Genomic DNA, 15,849 nt, shown 5'->3' with positions numbered 1-15,849 from the left:
GAAAGAACCTGAGAGAACATCAACACCCTTACGGTAGCTTCCCATGACGCCCGACATCATCGACATTCATCCGCACATCATCTCGACCGACACGGCACGGTATCCGATCGCGCCTCAGCACGGACACCGGTCGAAGTGGTCGGCGACGCGGCCCATCACGTTCGAGCAACTGATCGCCGAGATGGATGAGGCGGGCGTGTCCAAGGCCGCGATCGTGCATTCATCGACGACCTACGGCACCAACAACGCCTACGTCGCCGACAGCGTCGCGCAACATCCGGACCGCTTCACCGGCGTCTATTCGTTCGACCTGCTGGCGCCCGACGCGCTGCAGACGTTCGACTACTGGCTTGCTCGCGGCATGGGCGGCATTCGCCTCTTCACCGGCGGCGCCACGCATCAGAGCGACGGCAGCTGGCTGGTGAATCCCGCGACCTTTCCGATCTGGGAACGCTGCGCCGGGATCGGCATGACCATGGCGGTGCAGACCACGCCTGAAGGCCTTTCGATGGTGGCGGAACTGGCCGATCGCTTTCCTGCGGTGAACATCGTGCTGGATCACTGCGGCCGGCCCAACCTCGAAGCCGGACCGCCGTATGCGAACTGCGCGGACCTGTTCGCGCTGGCTGCATTCCCCAATGTCTACATGAAGATCACGCCGCGTACCTTCGATCTCGCACAGGCCGCGCCGGGCGGCGCGCAGCCGTTCTTCGCGAAGCTCGTCGAGGTATTCGGCGCCGACCATCTCGCGTTCGGCTCGAACTATCCGGCTTCGGCCGGCCCGTTGAAGGATCTCGTTGCACAAGGCAATGCCTGCTTCGCGGGCTTGAGCGACGACGAACGCGCCTGGATCTGGGGCGGCACCGCGAAGAAGCTGTATCCGATGCTGGCCGGCTGAGTCCGTTCCTGCACGACCGATAACAGGCGAGCCTGTGCAGCTCGCCATTCCATCAGGATGAGACATGGAGTTCTTCAACGATGCAACGTTGATGGCGGCCGGACATGCGCTGTCGACGCTCCTGCAATTCCACCGCATCATGTTTCTCGTGTTCGGCGTGGCGGTCGGTCTCGCGATCGGCTTGCTGCCGGGCATCGGCGGGCTGACGGGCTTTGCGCTGCTGGTGCCGTTCACCTACACGATGGACCCGTATTCCGCCTTCGCGATGCTGCTCGGCATGGCGTCCGTCATCACCACTTCGGATGTGATTCCGGCCGTGCTGTTCGGCGTGCCCGGCCATGCGGCGTCGCAGGCCACGGTGCTCGACGGCCTGCCGATGACCAAGCGCGGTGAAGCCTCGCGCGCGCTGAGCGCGTGCTACATGTCTTCGCTGATGGGCGGTTTGATCGGCGCGGTCATCCTCGCGGTGTCGCTGCCGCTGGTGCGTCCGTTCGTGTTGTCCATCGGCACGCCGGAGATGTTGTCGCTGACCGTGTTCGGCGTGTCGATGGTGTCGGCGCTGTCCGGCAACGCGCCGCTTCGTGGCGTTGTCGCGGCCTGCTTCGGCATTCTGGTCGGCATGATCGGCACCAATGTCGCGACCGGACAGATGCGCTGGACCGGCAATCTGCTCTATCTGCAGGACGGCATTCCGCTGGTGCCCATCATCCTCGGCATCTTCGCGTTGCCGGAGTTGTGCGAACTGGCCATCCGCCGCGCGGCCATTGCGCAGAACGTGCAGTTCACATCGCGGCAAGGCATGCGCGAAGGCGTGCTCGACAGCTTCCGCAACTGGTTCCTGGTGCTGCGCTGCGGCGGTCTCGGTGCGATTCTCGGCGCGGTGCCGGGCATCACCGGCGCGGTGACGGACTGGATCGCCTATGGTCATGCATTGCAGACCGCGAAGGGCGCGAAGGAGACGTTCACCAAGGGCGACGTGCGCGGCGTGATCGCGCCTGAAGCGGCCAACAACGCGCGCGAAGGCGGCAGCCTCGTGCCGATGTTGTCCTTCGGCGTGCCGGGCGGCGCGGCGCAGGCCATCCTGCTCGGCGCGATGATGGTGCACGGCTTCATCCCCGGCCCCGACATGCTGACCAAGCATCTCGACTTCACCTATTCGATGGTCTGGTCCATCGCGCTCGCCAACATCTTCGGCGCGGGGCTGTGCTTCCTGCTGAGCGGCCAGTTCGCGAAGGTATCGACGCTGCGCTACACGCTCATTCTGCCTGTCATCATGCCCGTCATCTATGTCGGCGCGTTCCAGGGTTCGCGCAGCTGGGGCGACCTCTTCGTGCTGCTGATCGCGGGCGTCATCGGCTGGACCATGAAGCGGCTCAGGTGGGCGCGTCCGCCGCTGATCCTCGGCCTCGTGCTCGGCGTGCTGATGGAGCGCTACATGTCGATCTCCTTCGTCCGCTACGGCACCGACTGGCTCGCGCGTCCTGTCGTCATCGTGTTGCTGGGGCTCGCCGCGCTGGTGTTCTTCAAGCCGCTCTTCACGGCCTTGCGCAGCGGCGGCTTCGCGCAGTTCAAGCCGAGCGGCTCGGTGCACTTCAAGCGCGAAGATCTGGTGCATGTGTTCTTCATCGTCGTCGGGATTTACATGCTGGCAAGCTCGCAGGACTGGCTGCTGATGGCGCGCATCGGGCCGACGGTGGTCGCGAGCATTCTCGTCATCGCGGGAACATTGAGTCTCGCGTACAAGGTCTTCGTGATTCCGGCGCATGGCGTGGCGCGGGCAAGCAGCGGCGTTCACATGGACGTATCCGGCGACCACGACGAGAAGCTTCCCGTCAGGACCGTGCTGAAGCGCGCGGCCCGTTTTTTCAGCTGGTTTCTCGCGTTTCTCGCCTGCATGTCGGTGATCGGCATGCTGCCCACGGTGCCGCTGATGATCGTTGCGTACATGCGCATCGAAGGCCGCGAGTCGTGGAAGCTGAGCCTGATTCTCGCGGCGTGCGTGACCGTGTTCCTGTACATCGTCTTCGATCAGATCCTGCATATCCCTTGGCCGGAGAGCTTTCTCGGACAGTGGTTGCCTGGACTGGGCGGAGCCTGATTCATCATCGAAAGGAAGCGAAGCATGACGCAAGACCGACTGGCGCGCATCGACGCGCAGCAGGCCACCGACCATCAGCAGCGCGTCATCGCGCAACTGGGCGCAGGGCGCGGACGAATTCCCACGCCGTTCAACATCTGGCTGCATAACCCGCGTCTGGCCGAGGGGATGGAGATCATCGGCACGCATGTGGATCATTCGCCCGTGCTGAGCGAAGCGGAAACCGAGGTCGCGATCCTGGCCACCGCCGTGTTCTGGAATGCCCCGTATGTGATCGCCAATCATCGGCGGCACGCGCTGAAGGCAGGCGTTCCGGAAACGGTCGTCGCCGCGATCCTGGAGCGGCGCAAGCCCGAGGCGGACGAGGGGCGTCTTGCGCTGGTGTGCGACGCGGTGAGTGCGCTGCTCGCAGGCGGCGCGGTCGACGATGCGCGCTTTGCCCAGTACGATGCTGAGTTGGGCCGGGCGGTGATCGCCGAACTTCTCGTCACGATCGGTTATTTCACGTCGATCTCGCTCGGCATGACCTTGCATGCATTGCAGCCCAAAGACTGAACAGCTCAGGTTATGAGGCAGTAGGAGAAAGATCGTGTCGGAACTCGACGGTTATCTGCAAGTGAATCTCAAGGCGAGACATCTGCGCCTGCTCGTGACCATCGATACCTATCGCAATCTGACGCAGGTGGCGGAAGTCACTCATGTCACGATGCCGGCGGTATCGAAGTCGCTGGCCGAGCTGGAACGCGGGCTCGGCCTCACGCTGTTCGCGCGGACGGCACAAGGGCTCGTGCCCACGCCGCACGGCGAATGCCTCATCCGTCATGCGCGCGAGATGCTGACCATCCTGCATCAGGCGCGCGATGAAATGAAGGCACTGAGCGCGGGCACCGAGGGCAAGGTGCATATCGGCATGTTGCCGGCTTCGGCGTCCGCGCTGCTGCCGCTCGCGCTCAACCTGTTGAAGAACAAGTCGCCGGGCACCAACGTGAGAGTCGTTGAGGGCACGCGCGGCGCGTTGCTGCCGGAGTTGTGGCAGGGCCGTCTCGACCTGATCGTCGGGCGCCTGCCCGCGCCGGATACGCTCGGCAGCTTCGAGGAAAAGCCGCTGCTGGAAGAGCCCGTGACGCTGATGACCGGGCGGCATCATCCATTGGCGCGGGCGAAGACGATCAAGTGGTCCGACCTTCTTCCCTATCCCTGGATCCTGCCGCCGCAGAACTCGATCCTGCGGGATTCACTCGAACGCACGCTGAGAGCGCATGACGTACCGCTGACCAACAACTACATCGAGACCTTGTCCGTGCACGTGACGCGGGCGCATCTGCAGATATCGGACTTCATTGCCGTCATGGTAGGCACGCCCGCGAACGATCCCACGCAACCGCTGTATGCGCTGCCCCTGAGCTTGCCGCGCTTGTTGCGCCCCTCCGGCGTGCTGTGGAACCGCAATCGCGGCCTGACGCCGAGTGCGCAACTCATGGTCGCGTGTCTGGAGGAGGCTGCGCAACAGCTGCAAAGCGCGAAGGCCTGACTGCCGAAAGCACGGCGACGTGTTTTCGGTTTTGCATCGGCCAATTAGTTAGGGTTCCGTATCTGCTACGTTCGCCCCACTCTTTACCAAACGGTTAAGCCCCTTGCTTCTTTATTCAATAGACGGAGCAGGGCGTCTCGAAAGATCATGTCGGCACCGACACGAGTTCGACTCGCACGATCAATCCTCCCAGGAGACTCCAGTGACCAAGAAAGTCCATCTCAAGCTCGCGATCGCCGAGCATCCGCATACCTCGGCCATCCGCGACGGCTCCATTCCCATCGAAGGCGTGGACGCGGAATTCATCACGGTGCAGCCGCAGATCGGCGCGTTCCGCCGCATGGTGCGCGACGTCGAATTCGATGTCTGCGAACTCGCGCCAACCACTTACATCATCGCTCGTGCGTATGGCGCGCCGTTCGTTGCGCTGCCGATCTTCGTCGTGCGCCGCTTCCATCATTCGGGTCTGCTGGTGCGTCCGGATGCCGGCATCAAGACGCCGAAGGATCTCGAAGGCAAGAAGGTCGGCGTGCGCGCGTATTCGGTGACCACCGGTGCGTGGACGCGCCAGGTGCTGATCGACGAGTTCGGGCTGGATCCCTCGAAGGTCACGTGGGTCGTCGATGACGAAGAGCACGTCACGCAGCTGCAATTGCCGCCGAACGTGATCCATGCGCCGAAGGGCACGTCGCTTGCCGAGATGATGGCCAAGGGCGAACTGGTTGCGGGCTTCCACGGCAACGCGGGCATTGGCCGCACCGGCGACCCGACGGGCGGCTGGAAGGAAGTCGAAGCGGATTATCCGGACATGTTCCCGAATGCGGCTGAACTCGAATCCGAGTACTACGCGCGCACCGGCGTGTACCCGATGCACGGCACCATCGTCGTCAAGGACTCGGTGCTGGCCGAGCATCCGTGGGTGGCGAAGTCACTCTACGACGCCTTCGACAAGGCCAAGCAGGACTGGCTCGCGAAGCTCAACGCGGGCGAACTGACCGACAAGAAGAACAAGAAGTACATCGAGCTGCAGAAGATCGTCGGCAACGATCCGCTGCCGTATGGCGTGGAAGAGAACCGCAAGACCATCGAAGCGCTCGAAGCGACCGCGTTCAAGCAAGGCCTGACGCCGCGCCGCATGTCCATGAACGAGCTGTTCGTCGATCCCCGCGTCTAAATCACACGTAAGGCCAGGAACATGATCATCGACTGTCACGGTCACTTCACGACCGTCCCCGCTTCTTTCCGCGACTGGCGCGCCAAGCAGATCGCAGCCGCCGACGACCCCTCCAATGCGCCGCCGCTCTCCGGCGCGCATGTGTCCGACGACGAGATCCGCGAAGGCGTCGGCAATGGTCAGCTGCGTCTGCAACAGGAACGCGGCGGCGACCTCACGCTGTTCTCGCCGATCGCCGGCCTCATGAGCCATCACCTCGGCAACGAGCGCACGAGCCTCGAATGGGCCGAGGTATCGAACAATCTGGTGCGGCGCGTATGCGACCTGTATCCGGAGAACTTCGCGCCGGTGTGCCAGTTGCCGCAATCGCCGAAAGCGCCGCCGAAGAACTCGGTGCCCGAGTTGCGCCGCTGTGTCGAGGAAATGGGCTTCGTCGGCTGCAACCTGAATCCGGATCCGAGCGGCGGCTACTGGACCGGGAAGCCGATGACGGACCGCGAGTGGTATCCCGTCTATGAAGCGCTGTGCGATCTCGACGTGCCCGCCATGATCCACGTCGCTGCCTCGTGCAATCCGTGCCATCACGGCACCGGCGCGCACTATCTGAACGCCGATACCTCGGTGTTCATGCAGTTGCTGCAAGGCGATGTGTTCAAGGACTTCCCGACGCTGCGCCTGGTCATTCCGCACGGCGGCGGCGCGGTGCCGTATCACTGGGGACGTTATCGCGGCATGTCGCTGGAGATCGCCAAGCGTCCGCTCGAAGGCCTGCTGAACAACATCTTCTTCGATACCTGCGTCTATCACCATCCGGGCGTGGAACTGCTGACCAAGGTCGTGCCGACGAGCAACGTGATGTTCGGTTCGGAGATGATCGGCGCGGTGCGCGGGCGTGATCCGAACACCGGCGAGTACTTCGACGATACGAAGCGCTATATCGACGCCTGCGAAGCGCTCAGCGACGCGGACCGCCACGCGATCTTCGAAGGCAACGCGCGCCGCGTCTATCCGCGCCTGGACCAGCAACTCAAGGCGCGCGGCCTGTGACCCGACCAGGAATGAAGACATGAACATTATCGACATTCATCCGCACATCATCTCGGACGACGAGACGCGCTATCCGCCGGCGCCGCTGTTCGGCAAGCGCTCGGACTGGTCGCAGGAACGCCCGAACACCGTCGAGGCGCTGATCGCAGCGATGGACCAGGCAGGCGTTGCGAAGGCCGCCGTCGTGCATTCGTCGACCACCTATGGTTTCGACAACAGCTACGTGGTGGATGGCTGCAACCAGTACAAGAACCGGCTCATCGCGGTGGGTTCCGTCGACATGCTGGCCGACGACGTGGCCGCCGTCATCAAGGGATGGGCCGACAAGGGTCTTGCGGGTTTGCGCATCTTCACGGGCGGCTCCACCAAGGATTTCGATCCGAGCGAGCTCGATAACCCGAAGTCGTTCAAGGCGTGGGAGATGCTCGCCGAACTCAGGCTGCCGATGTGCATCCAGACGGGCCCGGTCGGCTTGCCGCAGGTGCGCATGCTCGCGGAGAAGTTTCCCGGCGTGAACATCATTCTCGATCACCTCGCGCGTCCCGATGTCCTCGACGGCCCGCCGTATGCGAAGTCAGCGGGACTGTTCGAACTGGGCGACTTGTCGAACGTGTACATGAAGCTCACGCCGCGCATCTTCGGCGACGTGAAGAAGGAGAAGGCCAGCGCGGAGACGTTCTTTCCGCGCGTGGTCGAGGCATTCGGCGCGCAACGTCTTGCATGGGGCTCGAACTTCCCGACGTCGCCCGGCACGCTCAGCGAGATTCTCGCGACGGCCCAGCAAGGGCTTGCGTGCCTCAGCGAAGAAGATCGCGCATGGATCTTCGGCAAGACCGCGCAGAAGCTCTATCCGGCATTGAGCCAATAACGGAGACCATCATGTCAGACACTCGCCTGAACAGCATCATTCGCGCTTTCGAATCGGGCAAGGCCGCGCACGCGGCATTCGCGAAGCTCGACAAGCAGACCGCCATCGAGATGAGCGATTCGCCGTATGACGGCATCGTCTTCGAGATGGAGCACAACCCGTACGACGTGGCCGCGCTCGGCGATGCCTTCCAGTACATGTTGAACCGCAAGCAGATTGCAGAATCCGGCTCGGTCGCGCCCAAGGTGACGCCGCTGGCGCGCATTCCCGCGAACGGCGTGGAGATGAACCAGAGCTTCGCCAAGCAGGTGCTGGACCGCGGCGCATACGGCGTGATCTGGCCGCACGTGGCGACGGTCGAGCAGGCCTATAACGCCGTGGCCTCGTGCCGCTATGCGCGCCCGAAGAACGCGCCGCTGTACGAGCCGAAGGGCGTGCGCGGCGACGGCCCCGCGAACGCCGCGCGCTATTGGGGCCTGTCGATGCAGCAGTACTACGAGAAGGCCGATGTCTGGCCGCTCGCGCCGCAAGGCGAGATTCTCGTGGGCCTGATGTGCGAGAGCACGCAGGCTATCGAGAACCTCGACGACATCCTCGCCAACGTGCCGGGCATCGGCTTCATCCTGATCGGCGAGGGCGATCTGAGTCAGGAACTGGGGCTGCCGCGTCAGTATGAACATCCTGAAGTGGTCGCCGCGATGCGCCAGATTGCCGAGACCTGTCACAAGCACAACGTGGTCGTCGGCAATCCGCATGTGACCGCGAAGAATCATCGCCGCTTGCAGGAAGAAGGTTATCGCTTCCTGATGTCGGCGCCGGCGCGCACGTATGGCGTCGTCGGTCTCGCACGCGAACTGGCAGGCTACTGATGAACGGCGCCGAAAGTCTCGTCGCGACGCTGGTGGATCAGGGCGTCGATATCTGCTTCGCGAATCCGGGCACCTCGGAGATGCACTTCCTTGCCGCGCTCGGCAACAACCCGCGCATGCGCAGCGTGCTGTGCCTGTTCGAAGGCGTGGCCACAGGCGCCGCCGACGGCTGGTATCGCATGAAGGACACGCCCGCGTCCACGCTGCTGCATCTCGGACCGGGCCTGGCGAACGGTCTCGCAAACATCCACAACGCGAAGCGCGCATCGTCGGGCATGGTCAATGTGGTCGGCGAGCATTCGGTGTCGCATCTCAAGTACGATCCGCCGCTGACCTCGGATATCGAAGGCCTCGCGCGGCCGTTGAGTCATTGGGTGCGGCGTGCCGAATCCGCGGACACCATCGCTTGGGATGCCGCGCAAGCGGTGGCCAAGGCAAGCGAGCATCCGGGGCAGATCGCGACGCTGATTCTTCCAGGCGACACCTCTTGGCAGCAAGCCGGTGCCGCGCCGCAAGCCTTGCCGACGCGAGCGACGGGCCGCAAGGCGCCGTCCGCGCAACGCATCGAGCACATTGCGCGCGTGCTTCGTTCGGGCGAGCCCGCGCTGATCGTGCTTGCGAACAAGGCGACGCGCGGCGTGGCGCTGGACAAGGCCGGCCGTGTCGCCGCCGCGACCGGCGCCGTGCTCGGCTCGCAGTTCTTCACGGCGCGCATTGAGCGGGGCGCGGGGCGTGTGCCGCTCGCGCGCATTCCGTATGCGGTCGCGCAGGCCACGGCGTTCCTCAAGGACTTCAAGCACATCATCACGGTGGAGACGCGCGAGCCGGTGGCGTTCTTCGCGTATCCGGACAAGCCGAGCTTGCTGAAACCCGAAGGCACGCTGGTGCATGCGCTCGTCGAAGCCGACGAAGACAGCGAACTCGCGTTCGACATGCTGTTGGATGCGCTCGGTGCATCCCGCACGGCGCCGTTGCTGCAGGCACGCATCGAGACGCCGGTACCGACGGGCGCGCTCAATCCGACCAGCATCGCGCATGCGCTGGCGGCGGCGTTGCCGGAACACTGCATCGTCGTCGACGAATCGCTGACGACCGGGCGCGAGTCGATGAATCTCACGATGGGCGCGCGTCCGCACGATCTCATCAACAACATGGGCGGGTCGATCGGCTATGCGACGCCGGTAGCCACCGGTGCTGCGCTAGCGTGTCCCGATCGCCGCGTGTTCTGCATGGTCGGCGACGGCAGCGCGATGTACACCATCCAGTCGCTGTGGACGCAGGCACGCGAGAGCCTGAACGTCACGACGATCATCTTCGCCAACAACAGCTACGCAATTCTCAAGGCCGAGTACGCGAACATGGGCGCGGGTGCGCCGGGTGAGCGCGCGCTGTCGATGATCGACATCGACAAGCCGCGCATCGACTGGCTGGCGATGGCGAAGAGCATGGGCGTGCCGGCGGTGGCGGTCGAGACAGCCGAGGGCTTCCACAAGGCCTTGACCGATTCGACGCACGCGGACGGACCTTGCCTGATCGAAGTGCGCCTCTGAACCCATCAAAGCACGATACAAGCAATGAAGGAGCACACATCATGACAACGACGCTCCGCGTCAATCTCGCCGAATACGGCGTGACGAAGGCCATGCGCGATGGCCGCGTGAAGTCCGACCTCGTCACACTCGACTACTGCGGACCGACGCCCGCGCACAACGGCTTCAAGGCGATGGTGCGCGAGAACCAGTTCGATGCCGGCGAGCTCGCCATCGTCACCTTCCTGCAGGCAAAGGCTTATGGCAAGCCGTATGTCCTGCTGCCCGCGCCGATCTCGGGCCGCTTCCAGCATCACTGCGCGGGTTATAACCTCGACTTCGGTCATCTTGACCCGAAGGATATCGAGGGCAAGCAGGTTGGCGTGCGCACCTACACGCAGACTACTGCGCTGTGGATTCGCGGCATCCTGCGCCATGAGTACGGTGTCGATCTCGACAAGGTCACGTGGATGACGCTCGGCGACGGTCACCTCGCCGAATACAGCGATCCTTCGAACTGCCAGCGTCTGCCGGCCGGTTCGTCGATTCCGCAGATGATGATGGACGGCGAGCTGACGGCGGCGCTCCTGGGCGAGGACATGCCCAAGGACGAGCGCGTGCGCACCCTCGTGCCCGATGCGCAGAACGCCGCGAAAGACTGGTTCGCGCGCACGGGCGTCGTGCCGATCAATCACATGTTCGTGGTGCACGAGCGCTTGTCGAAGGAGCGGCCGGATATCGTGCGCGAGTTGTATCGCATGGTGGCCGAGAGCCGCGCGGCTGCGGAGAGCGTTCCGGCCGTGTTTCCTCCGCTCGGGCTGGAGGCGAACCGCAAGGGTCTGCAACTCGCGGTGGACTGGGCGCTCGACCAGAAGATCATTCCGCGGCGCCTGTCCGTGGATGAGCTCTTCGACGATGTGACCGGCAGCCTCGGTTGATACGAGGCTCGTGAGCGGCTGCGCCCCGCGATACAAGAGATGACTTCATCACCCGCCATGCAGACCCGTTCCGATGACGTGACGTCGTTGCTGCGCCACGCACCGCTCACGCGCTTCCTGATCGCGCGCATCGGCTCCATCACGGCCCAGCAGATGTTGATGCTGGCGATCAGCTGGCACATGTATGACCTGACATCGAGCGCATGGGACCTTGGCCTCGTCGGTCTGTTCCAGTTCGCGCCGGGACTCGCGACGACGCTCGTTGCCGGTCATTGCGCGGACCGCCTGCATCGCGGGCGGATGGTCGCCGCGTGTCTCGCGCTGCAAGCGGTTGCGGCAGCGCTGCTCACGGCGGCTACCTCCACGCACCATGTCACGCGCGACGCGTTGCTGGCGCTGTCGCTCGTGCTCGGCGCCATCAGGCCGTTCCAGATGGCTGGCCAGCAGGCGCTTTTGCCGATGCTCGTGCCGCCCAGGCTCCTTGCACGCTCGATGGCGCTGAGCACCGTGGTCCAGCAGACCTGCGTCATCGCCGGGCCTGCGCTGGGCGGCGTGCTGTTCGCTATCAGCGTGGTCACGGTGTATCTGACCAGTGCGGCGCTGTTCTGCTTCAGCGCCTTGCTGTACTTCTTCGTGCGTTATGACTTCACGCCGCCGCCGCGTGAACCCGTCACCGCCGATTCGATCCTCGCCGGCCTGCGCTTCATCTGGAGCCATCCGCTTTTGCTCGGCGCCATTTCGCTCGATCTCTTCGCCGTGCTGTTCGGCGGCGCGACTGCGTTGCTGCCGGTCTATGCGCGGCAAGTCCTGCATGTTGGACCGCAAGGGCTCGGACTGCTGCGCTCGGCGCCCGCCGTCGGTGCATTGTGTGTCGGCGTGTTCCTGTCGCGACGGTCGATTGCCAGCGGCGTCGGCAAGAAGCTGCTCGTTGCGGTGGGCATTTATGGCGTTGCCATCGTCGGCTTCGGGCTGTCGACATGGTTTCCCTTGTCGCTCATCCTGCTGGCCGTTTCGGGCGGTGCGGACACCATCAGCGTGGTCGTGCGGCAGACGCTCATTCAGCTGGAGACACCGGATCGCATGCGCGGTCGCGTGGCGGCGGTGAATACGCTCTTCATCGGGGCCAGCAATCAGCTCGGGGAATTCGAGTCCGGCGTCACGGCGACAGGGCTCGGCGTGATCGGCTCAGTGGTCGCGGGCGGCGTTGCGACGATCCTCGTGAGCCTTGCGTGGAGCCGCCTGTTCAAGCCGCTCGCCACGCGCGACGCGCTGCATTGAACGCAGCGCCGAGTGTTCGCCAGGGGTTCATCGGCCGGCTTGTTGCGTGCCGTCGAATGCGGGACCGTACGCGGCGGTCGCCTCATTCCGGCTGCGCAGCAGGGCGGCTTCGGCGCGCTGGAGGCTGTCCGGGCAATTGCCGTCGCAGTTGCTGAGCGGGTTGTAGCCGGCTTTCTCGAGTTGCACGAGTTCTGCCCGGACCTGTGCGCGCGTGAGCGGCTCGCTCGTCTGAGCGAAGGCGGCTGCGGGAACGAGGATGGCGGCGGCGACCAATACGGCGTGGATGGCGAGTTTCATGTTTTGACCTTTCTGCGTGATGAGAGCCGCGTGATTGTTTTCGGCGGCGACAGGTCGTATTTCACACTAGGGTAATTACCTAGTCTATTGAATTTATCGGCGTGTGAGTTGACGGTTTGGTTAAGGGCGTACGGCTTTTCGCTTCGCCCAAATTAGTAAGTTAACTTGGCAGTTTGCTTTGCATCTGTCAGAGTGACGCCATGGCAGATCAATCCGCAAACCCAAAGCTCGACAGCGCCGACGAACTCGCGGCCGCGCTTCGTTCCGTCGTATCCAGGCTGAAGCGCAACATGCGCGCGCAGTCGACTTACGGCGATCTGACCGGCACGCAGACAGCCGTGCTGCTGCGTCTGGAGCGCGATGGCCCGGCCTCGGTGTCGGAGCTTGCACAAGCCGAAGGCATCCGCACGCAATCCATGGGAACGGCGGTTGCGGCGCTCATGGCCGGCGGGCATGTCGTGGGCAAGCCGGACCCGGAGGATGGACGCCGCACCATCCTGTCCCTCACCAAAACCAGTCTGTCGATGATCCGCAAAGGGCGCAGCGCGCGGCAGGACTGGTTGTCCCGCACCATCCGCGCGCGGCTGTCCGCCACCGAGCAGGCGCAAGTCGTAGCGGCCGTGGCATTGCTCGCGCGGCTGGTGGACGAGTGAACCTGCTTGTCTTCTTGCGTCGCCGGAAAGCGCGACGCCTTGACCCTTTCGACACACGAGGCGTTTGAAAAAATGGAATGGCTCGATCTCATCGCCTGGTTCTTCGGCGGCGTCTTTTTTTGCAACGCATTGCCGCATCTGGTCAGCGGCGTCCGAGGCGAACCGTTCCAGAGCCCCTTTGCGTCACCACCCGGCGAGGGGCTTTCCTCATCGACGGTGAACGTGGTGTGGGGCTTCTTCAATCTCGTCATCGGCTACGCGCTGGTGTGTCACGTCGGTCATTTCGATTTTCGCAACAGCTTTGATGCCCTGGCATTCGGCCTCGGCATGCTGGTCATCGGGCTGTTTCTAGCCAGGCACTTCGGCCGCTTCCATGGTGGCCGGATGACTACGCGGACGTGAGGTTTCGAGCAGTGCAGGCATTCCGTTCCCTGAAGGTTTTCAACTATCGCCTGTGGGCTGCCGGCGCGCTCGTCTCCAACGTCGGCACCTGGATGCAGCGTACCGCGCAGGACTGGCTCGTATTGACGCAGTTGACGCATCACAACGCCTCGGCGGTCGGCACGGTGATGGCGCTCCAGTTCGGGCCGCAGATCGTCCTGCTGCCGTGGACGGGCTATGCGGCGGATCACTACGACCAGCGCAAGCTGCTGATGTTCACCCAGGCGACCATGGGCGCGCTGGCACTGGCGCTGGGCGTGCTGACGGTGACCGGCGTCGTCGTGCTGTGGCATGTGTATGTGTTCGCGCTGCTGTTTGGATGTGCATCGGCTTTCGACGGGCCGGTTCGGCAGACTTTCGTCGGCTCGCTGGTGGGCGACGCGGATCTGCACAACGCGGTCGCGCTCAACTCCACGTCGTTCAACGCGGGACGGATGATCGGCCCGGCGGTGGCGGGGCTGGTCATCGGCTCGATCGGCACAGGCTGGGCCTTTCTCGTCAACGGTGTCAGCTTCGTCGCCGTGCTGGTTTCGATGTCGTGGTTCCGCAGGTCCGAGCTGCGCGAGAGCGCGCGGGCCGGGCGCGCCCGCAAGGGCATGTCCGAAGGTTTCCGCTATGCGTGGTCACGCCCCGACCTCAAGGCGATTCTCGTGATGCTTTTCCTGATCGGCACTTTCGGCCTCAACTTTCCGATTTTCATTTCGACGATGGCTGTCGGCGTTTTCCATACCGACGCGCGCGGCTACGGCCTGCTTTCGTCGTTCATGGCGATCGGCACGATTTCCGGCGCCTTGCTCGCGGCGGGACGCGGCCGGCCGCGCTTCGGCGCCATTCTGGCCGGAGCAGGCCTGTTCGGCGTGGGCTGCACCTTCGCGGCCGTAGCGCCCACCTACTGGCTGTTCGCCGGTGCGCTGGTCGTGATCGGCGTGGCGGCGCTCACTTTTACGAACACCACGAACAGTCTGATGCAGATCTCGACCGAACCCGCGATGCGAGGGCGCGTCATGGCGCTGCGGCTGGCCATTGCGCTGGGCGGCACGCCGATTGGCGCGCCGGTGGTCGGCTGGGTCGCCAACCACCTGGGGCCGCGCTGGGCATTGGGGATCGGCGCGCTGTCGGGGTTCGCCGCCGTATCGGTTGGCGGCTATGCGCTGTCCCGCATCCGGCGTGAACAGCGCATGTCACTTCAGAACAGATGATCGATGCCGATGGTGAACGCAGTCTGACTGTTCGCCCCGGCCGGGTTCAGCGTGCTGACAACAGCGTGGCGATAGGACGTGTAGTCGGCTTCGGCATAGAGCGTCGTGCGCTTGGACAGCAGATACGCCAGCGACAGGGCTGACAAGCTGCGGCGGCCGGCCTTGTCGGTGGAGACGTTGGTCTGGTAATAGCCGCCACGAAACACGATGAACGGCGTGATCGTCCATGCCAGCCCGCCGAACGCATTGTTCGTCACCGTATGCGGCGCGGCGGGGTCCTGCAGGTCTTCGGCCATGAAGCCGCCGGACAGTTTGACCGGTCCGATCGCATAGCTGGTGCCGAGCATGTAGTAGCTGTCGCCCAGGTAGCGCGTGCCGTTCAGCACATTGCGGTGTCCATACACGCCGCCCACGGCCACGGGGCCCGCCGCGTAGCTCATGCCCACGGCACGGGCTGCGCCGCTGCTGAAATTGCCCGCGACACCGCCGAACGAGTTGTCCGCTTCGAACAGCAACGAACCGATCCGGTTTCTGTATTTCACGTCGTTGTCGTTGCGCGTGCCGTCAGAGGCGACGGTGAGCGGCAGGATCGGCGTGAAATGAAAACTGAACGGGTCGTAGATGCTGATGATGTCGTGCGCGATCGTGTACTGCCGGCCGAGATCGATCGAGCCATAAGTCCGATGCCCGATACCGACGAACGACTGCCGGTTGAATTCGCGGTTGGCCGTGTTGTCGAACTGGCCGTTACCGAGATTGAAGCCGCTTTCCAGCTGGGCGTGTGCGTTCCAGCCATCGCCCAGATCTTCCTTCAACCGAAAACCGAGCTTGTTCGAGCTGTAGTAACCGTTCGAGTTCATCGTGGTCACGGTGCCGCCGCCCTTGGCCGCACTGGTCTGATGGCGGATGCCGCCATCCACGGTGCCGTACAGCGTCACGCTGGTTTGCGCATGTACAGAGAATGCCGACGACATTCCGGCGGCTGCGGACAGGGTCAGTCCTAGCCTTTTCCAAGCTATCTTTTTCACA

16 protein-coding genes are annotated in these 15,849 nt (G+C 64.0%); 14 read left to right on the top strand and 2 right to left on the bottom strand.

Annotated elements, in window-relative coordinates; translation table 11 throughout:
* The first annotated feature begins 43 nt into the window (after window positions 1-43).
* From QCE83_RS19260 to QCE83_RS19210, 11 genes are all read left to right on the top strand, one after another.
* A complete protein-coding gene (locus tag QCE83_RS19260) occupies window positions 44-898 on the top strand; it encodes an amidohydrolase family protein (RefSeq protein ID WP_309814348.1) in 855 nt (284 codons plus the stop codon).
* 64 nt (window positions 899-962) lie between these two features.
* Entirely contained in the window at window positions 963-2,996 is a 2,034-nt protein-coding gene (locus QCE83_RS19255; protein WP_309814346.1) for a tripartite tricarboxylate transporter permease, read from the top strand.
* Between the two features lie 24 nt (window positions 2,997-3,020).
* Window positions 3,021-3,551 (top strand): carboxymuconolactone decarboxylase family protein, encoded by a 531-nt coding sequence (locus tag QCE83_RS19250; RefSeq protein WP_309814343.1) that lies wholly within the window; start codon window positions 3,021-3,023, stop codon window positions 3,549-3,551.
* Window positions 3,552-3,585: 34 nt separating this feature from the next.
* On the top strand, window positions 3,586-4,527 hold the full coding sequence (locus QCE83_RS19245) for a LysR substrate-binding domain-containing protein (protein WP_309814340.1): 942 nt from the start codon (window positions 3,586-3,588) through the stop codon (window positions 4,525-4,527).
* Window positions 4,528-4,729: 202 nt separating this feature from the next.
* Window positions 4,730-5,701, top strand: coding sequence for an ABC transporter substrate-binding protein (locus QCE83_RS19240; protein ID WP_309814338.1), 972 nt, complete (start codon window positions 4,730-4,732; stop codon window positions 5,699-5,701).
* 21 nt (window positions 5,702-5,722) lie between these two features.
* Window positions 5,723-6,748 (top strand): amidohydrolase family protein, encoded by a 1,026-nt coding sequence (locus tag QCE83_RS19235; protein WP_309814335.1) that lies wholly within the window; start codon window positions 5,723-5,725, stop codon window positions 6,746-6,748.
* 19 nt (window positions 6,749-6,767) lie between these two features.
* Window positions 6,768-7,616: an amidohydrolase family protein gene (locus QCE83_RS19230; RefSeq protein ID WP_309814332.1), complete on the top strand. Its 849-nt coding sequence runs from the start codon at window positions 6,768-6,770 to the stop codon at window positions 7,614-7,616.
* An 11-nt stretch (window positions 7,617-7,627) separates the two neighbouring features.
* Complete coding sequence (locus QCE83_RS19225) at window positions 7,628-8,485, top strand: aldolase/citrate lyase family protein (RefSeq protein ID WP_309814329.1); 858 nt, start codon at window positions 7,628-7,630, stop codon at window positions 8,483-8,485.
* Entirely contained in the window at window positions 8,485-10,035 is a 1,551-nt protein-coding gene (locus tag QCE83_RS19220; RefSeq protein ID WP_309814326.1) for an acetolactate synthase large subunit, read from the top strand. The genes QCE83_RS19225 and QCE83_RS19220 overlap by 1 nt, the downstream gene beginning before the upstream one ends.
* Before the next feature lie 41 nt (window positions 10,036-10,076).
* Window positions 10,077-10,952 (top strand): phosphate ABC transporter substrate-binding protein, encoded by an 876-nt coding sequence (locus QCE83_RS19215; protein ID WP_309814323.1) that lies wholly within the window; start codon window positions 10,077-10,079, stop codon window positions 10,950-10,952.
* A gap of 57 nt (window positions 10,953-11,009) precedes the next feature.
* The gene (locus tag QCE83_RS19210; RefSeq protein ID WP_309815480.1) at window positions 11,010-12,230 is read left to right on the top strand and encodes an MFS transporter; all 1,221 of its coding nucleotides are present in this window, start codon (window positions 11,010-11,012) and stop codon (window positions 12,228-12,230) included.
* A gap of 27 nt (window positions 12,231-12,257) precedes the next feature.
* Here QCE83_RS19210 and QCE83_RS19205 read toward each other — a convergent pair whose 3' ends face one another.
* Window positions 12,258-12,527, bottom strand: coding sequence for a DUF4148 domain-containing protein (locus tag QCE83_RS19205; protein WP_309814321.1), 270 nt, complete (start codon window positions 12,525-12,527; stop codon window positions 12,258-12,260).
* Window positions 12,528-12,727: 200 nt separating this feature from the next.
* Here QCE83_RS19205 and QCE83_RS19200 point away from each other — a divergent pair, with 200 nt between their 5' ends.
* The 3 genes from QCE83_RS19200 (at window position 12,728) to QCE83_RS19190 (ending at window position 14,820) form a co-directional block, all read left to right on the top strand.
* Window positions 12,728-13,180: a MarR family transcriptional regulator gene (locus tag QCE83_RS19200; RefSeq protein ID WP_309814317.1), complete on the top strand. Its 453-nt coding sequence runs from the start codon at window positions 12,728-12,730 to the stop codon at window positions 13,178-13,180.
* 72 nt (window positions 13,181-13,252) lie between these two features.
* Window positions 13,253-13,582 (top strand): hypothetical protein, encoded by a 330-nt coding sequence (locus tag QCE83_RS19195; RefSeq protein ID WP_309814314.1) that lies wholly within the window; start codon window positions 13,253-13,255, stop codon window positions 13,580-13,582.
* Window positions 13,579-14,820, top strand: coding sequence for an MFS transporter (locus tag QCE83_RS19190; RefSeq protein ID WP_309814312.1), 1,242 nt, complete (start codon window positions 13,579-13,581; stop codon window positions 14,818-14,820). Before QCE83_RS19195 ends, QCE83_RS19190 begins: the two co-directional genes overlap by 4 nt.
* Here QCE83_RS19190 and QCE83_RS19185 read toward each other — a convergent pair.
* Complete coding sequence (locus QCE83_RS19185; RefSeq protein ID WP_309814309.1) at window positions 14,808-15,794, bottom strand: porin; 987 nt, start codon at window positions 15,792-15,794, stop codon at window positions 14,808-14,810. The genes QCE83_RS19190 and QCE83_RS19185 overlap by 13 nt on opposite strands.
* Window positions 15,795-15,849 lie beyond the last annotated feature (55 nt).

Origin of the sequence: Caballeronia sp. LZ034LL, from assembly GCF_031451215.1 — a bacterium.
Classification (GTDB): Bacteria; Pseudomonadota; Gammaproteobacteria; order Burkholderiales; family Burkholderiaceae; genus Caballeronia.
Note: the sequence above shows the minus strand (reverse complement) of the source record. Positions and strands in the feature narration are given on the sequence as shown.

Bases quoted from the DNA above. Each gene is read 5' to 3' on its own strand.
- QCE83_RS19200 (WP_309814317.1), top strand. From the start codon at position 12,728: ATGGCAGATCAATCCGCAAACCCAAAGCTCGACAGCGCCGACGAACTC.
- QCE83_RS19250 (WP_309814343.1), top strand. From the start codon at position 3,021: ATGACGCAAGACCGACTGGCGCGCATCGACGCGCAGCAGGCCACCGAC.
- QCE83_RS19210 (WP_309815480.1), top strand. From the start codon at position 11,010: ATGCAGACCCGTTCCGATGACGTGACGTCGTTGCTGCGCCACGCACCG.
- QCE83_RS19225 (WP_309814329.1), top strand. From the start codon at position 7,628: ATGTCAGACACTCGCCTGAACAGCATCATTCGCGCTTTCGAATCGGGC.
- QCE83_RS19185 (WP_309814309.1), bottom strand. From the start codon at position 15,794: ATGTCGTCGGCATTCTCTGTACATGCGCAAACCAGCGTGACGCTGTAC.
- QCE83_RS19205 (WP_309814321.1), bottom strand. From the start codon at position 12,527: ATGAAACTCGCCATCCACGCCGTATTGGTCGCCGCCGCCATCCTCGTT.
- QCE83_RS19215 (WP_309814323.1), top strand. From the start codon at position 10,077: ATGACAACGACGCTCCGCGTCAATCTCGCCGAATACGGCGTGACGAAG.
- QCE83_RS19195 (WP_309814314.1), top strand. From the start codon at position 13,253: ATGGAATGGCTCGATCTCATCGCCTGGTTCTTCGGCGGCGTCTTTTTT.
- QCE83_RS19260 (WP_309814348.1), top strand. From the start codon at position 44: ATGACGCCCGACATCATCGACATTCATCCGCACATCATCTCGACCGAC.
- QCE83_RS19255 (WP_309814346.1), top strand. From the start codon at position 963: ATGGAGTTCTTCAACGATGCAACGTTGATGGCGGCCGGACATGCGCTG.
- QCE83_RS19235 (WP_309814335.1), top strand. From the start codon at position 5,723: ATGATCATCGACTGTCACGGTCACTTCACGACCGTCCCCGCTTCTTTC.
- QCE83_RS19220 (WP_309814326.1), top strand. From the start codon at position 8,485: ATGAACGGCGCCGAAAGTCTCGTCGCGACGCTGGTGGATCAGGGCGTC.
- QCE83_RS19230 (WP_309814332.1), top strand. From the start codon at position 6,768: ATGAACATTATCGACATTCATCCGCACATCATCTCGGACGACGAGACG.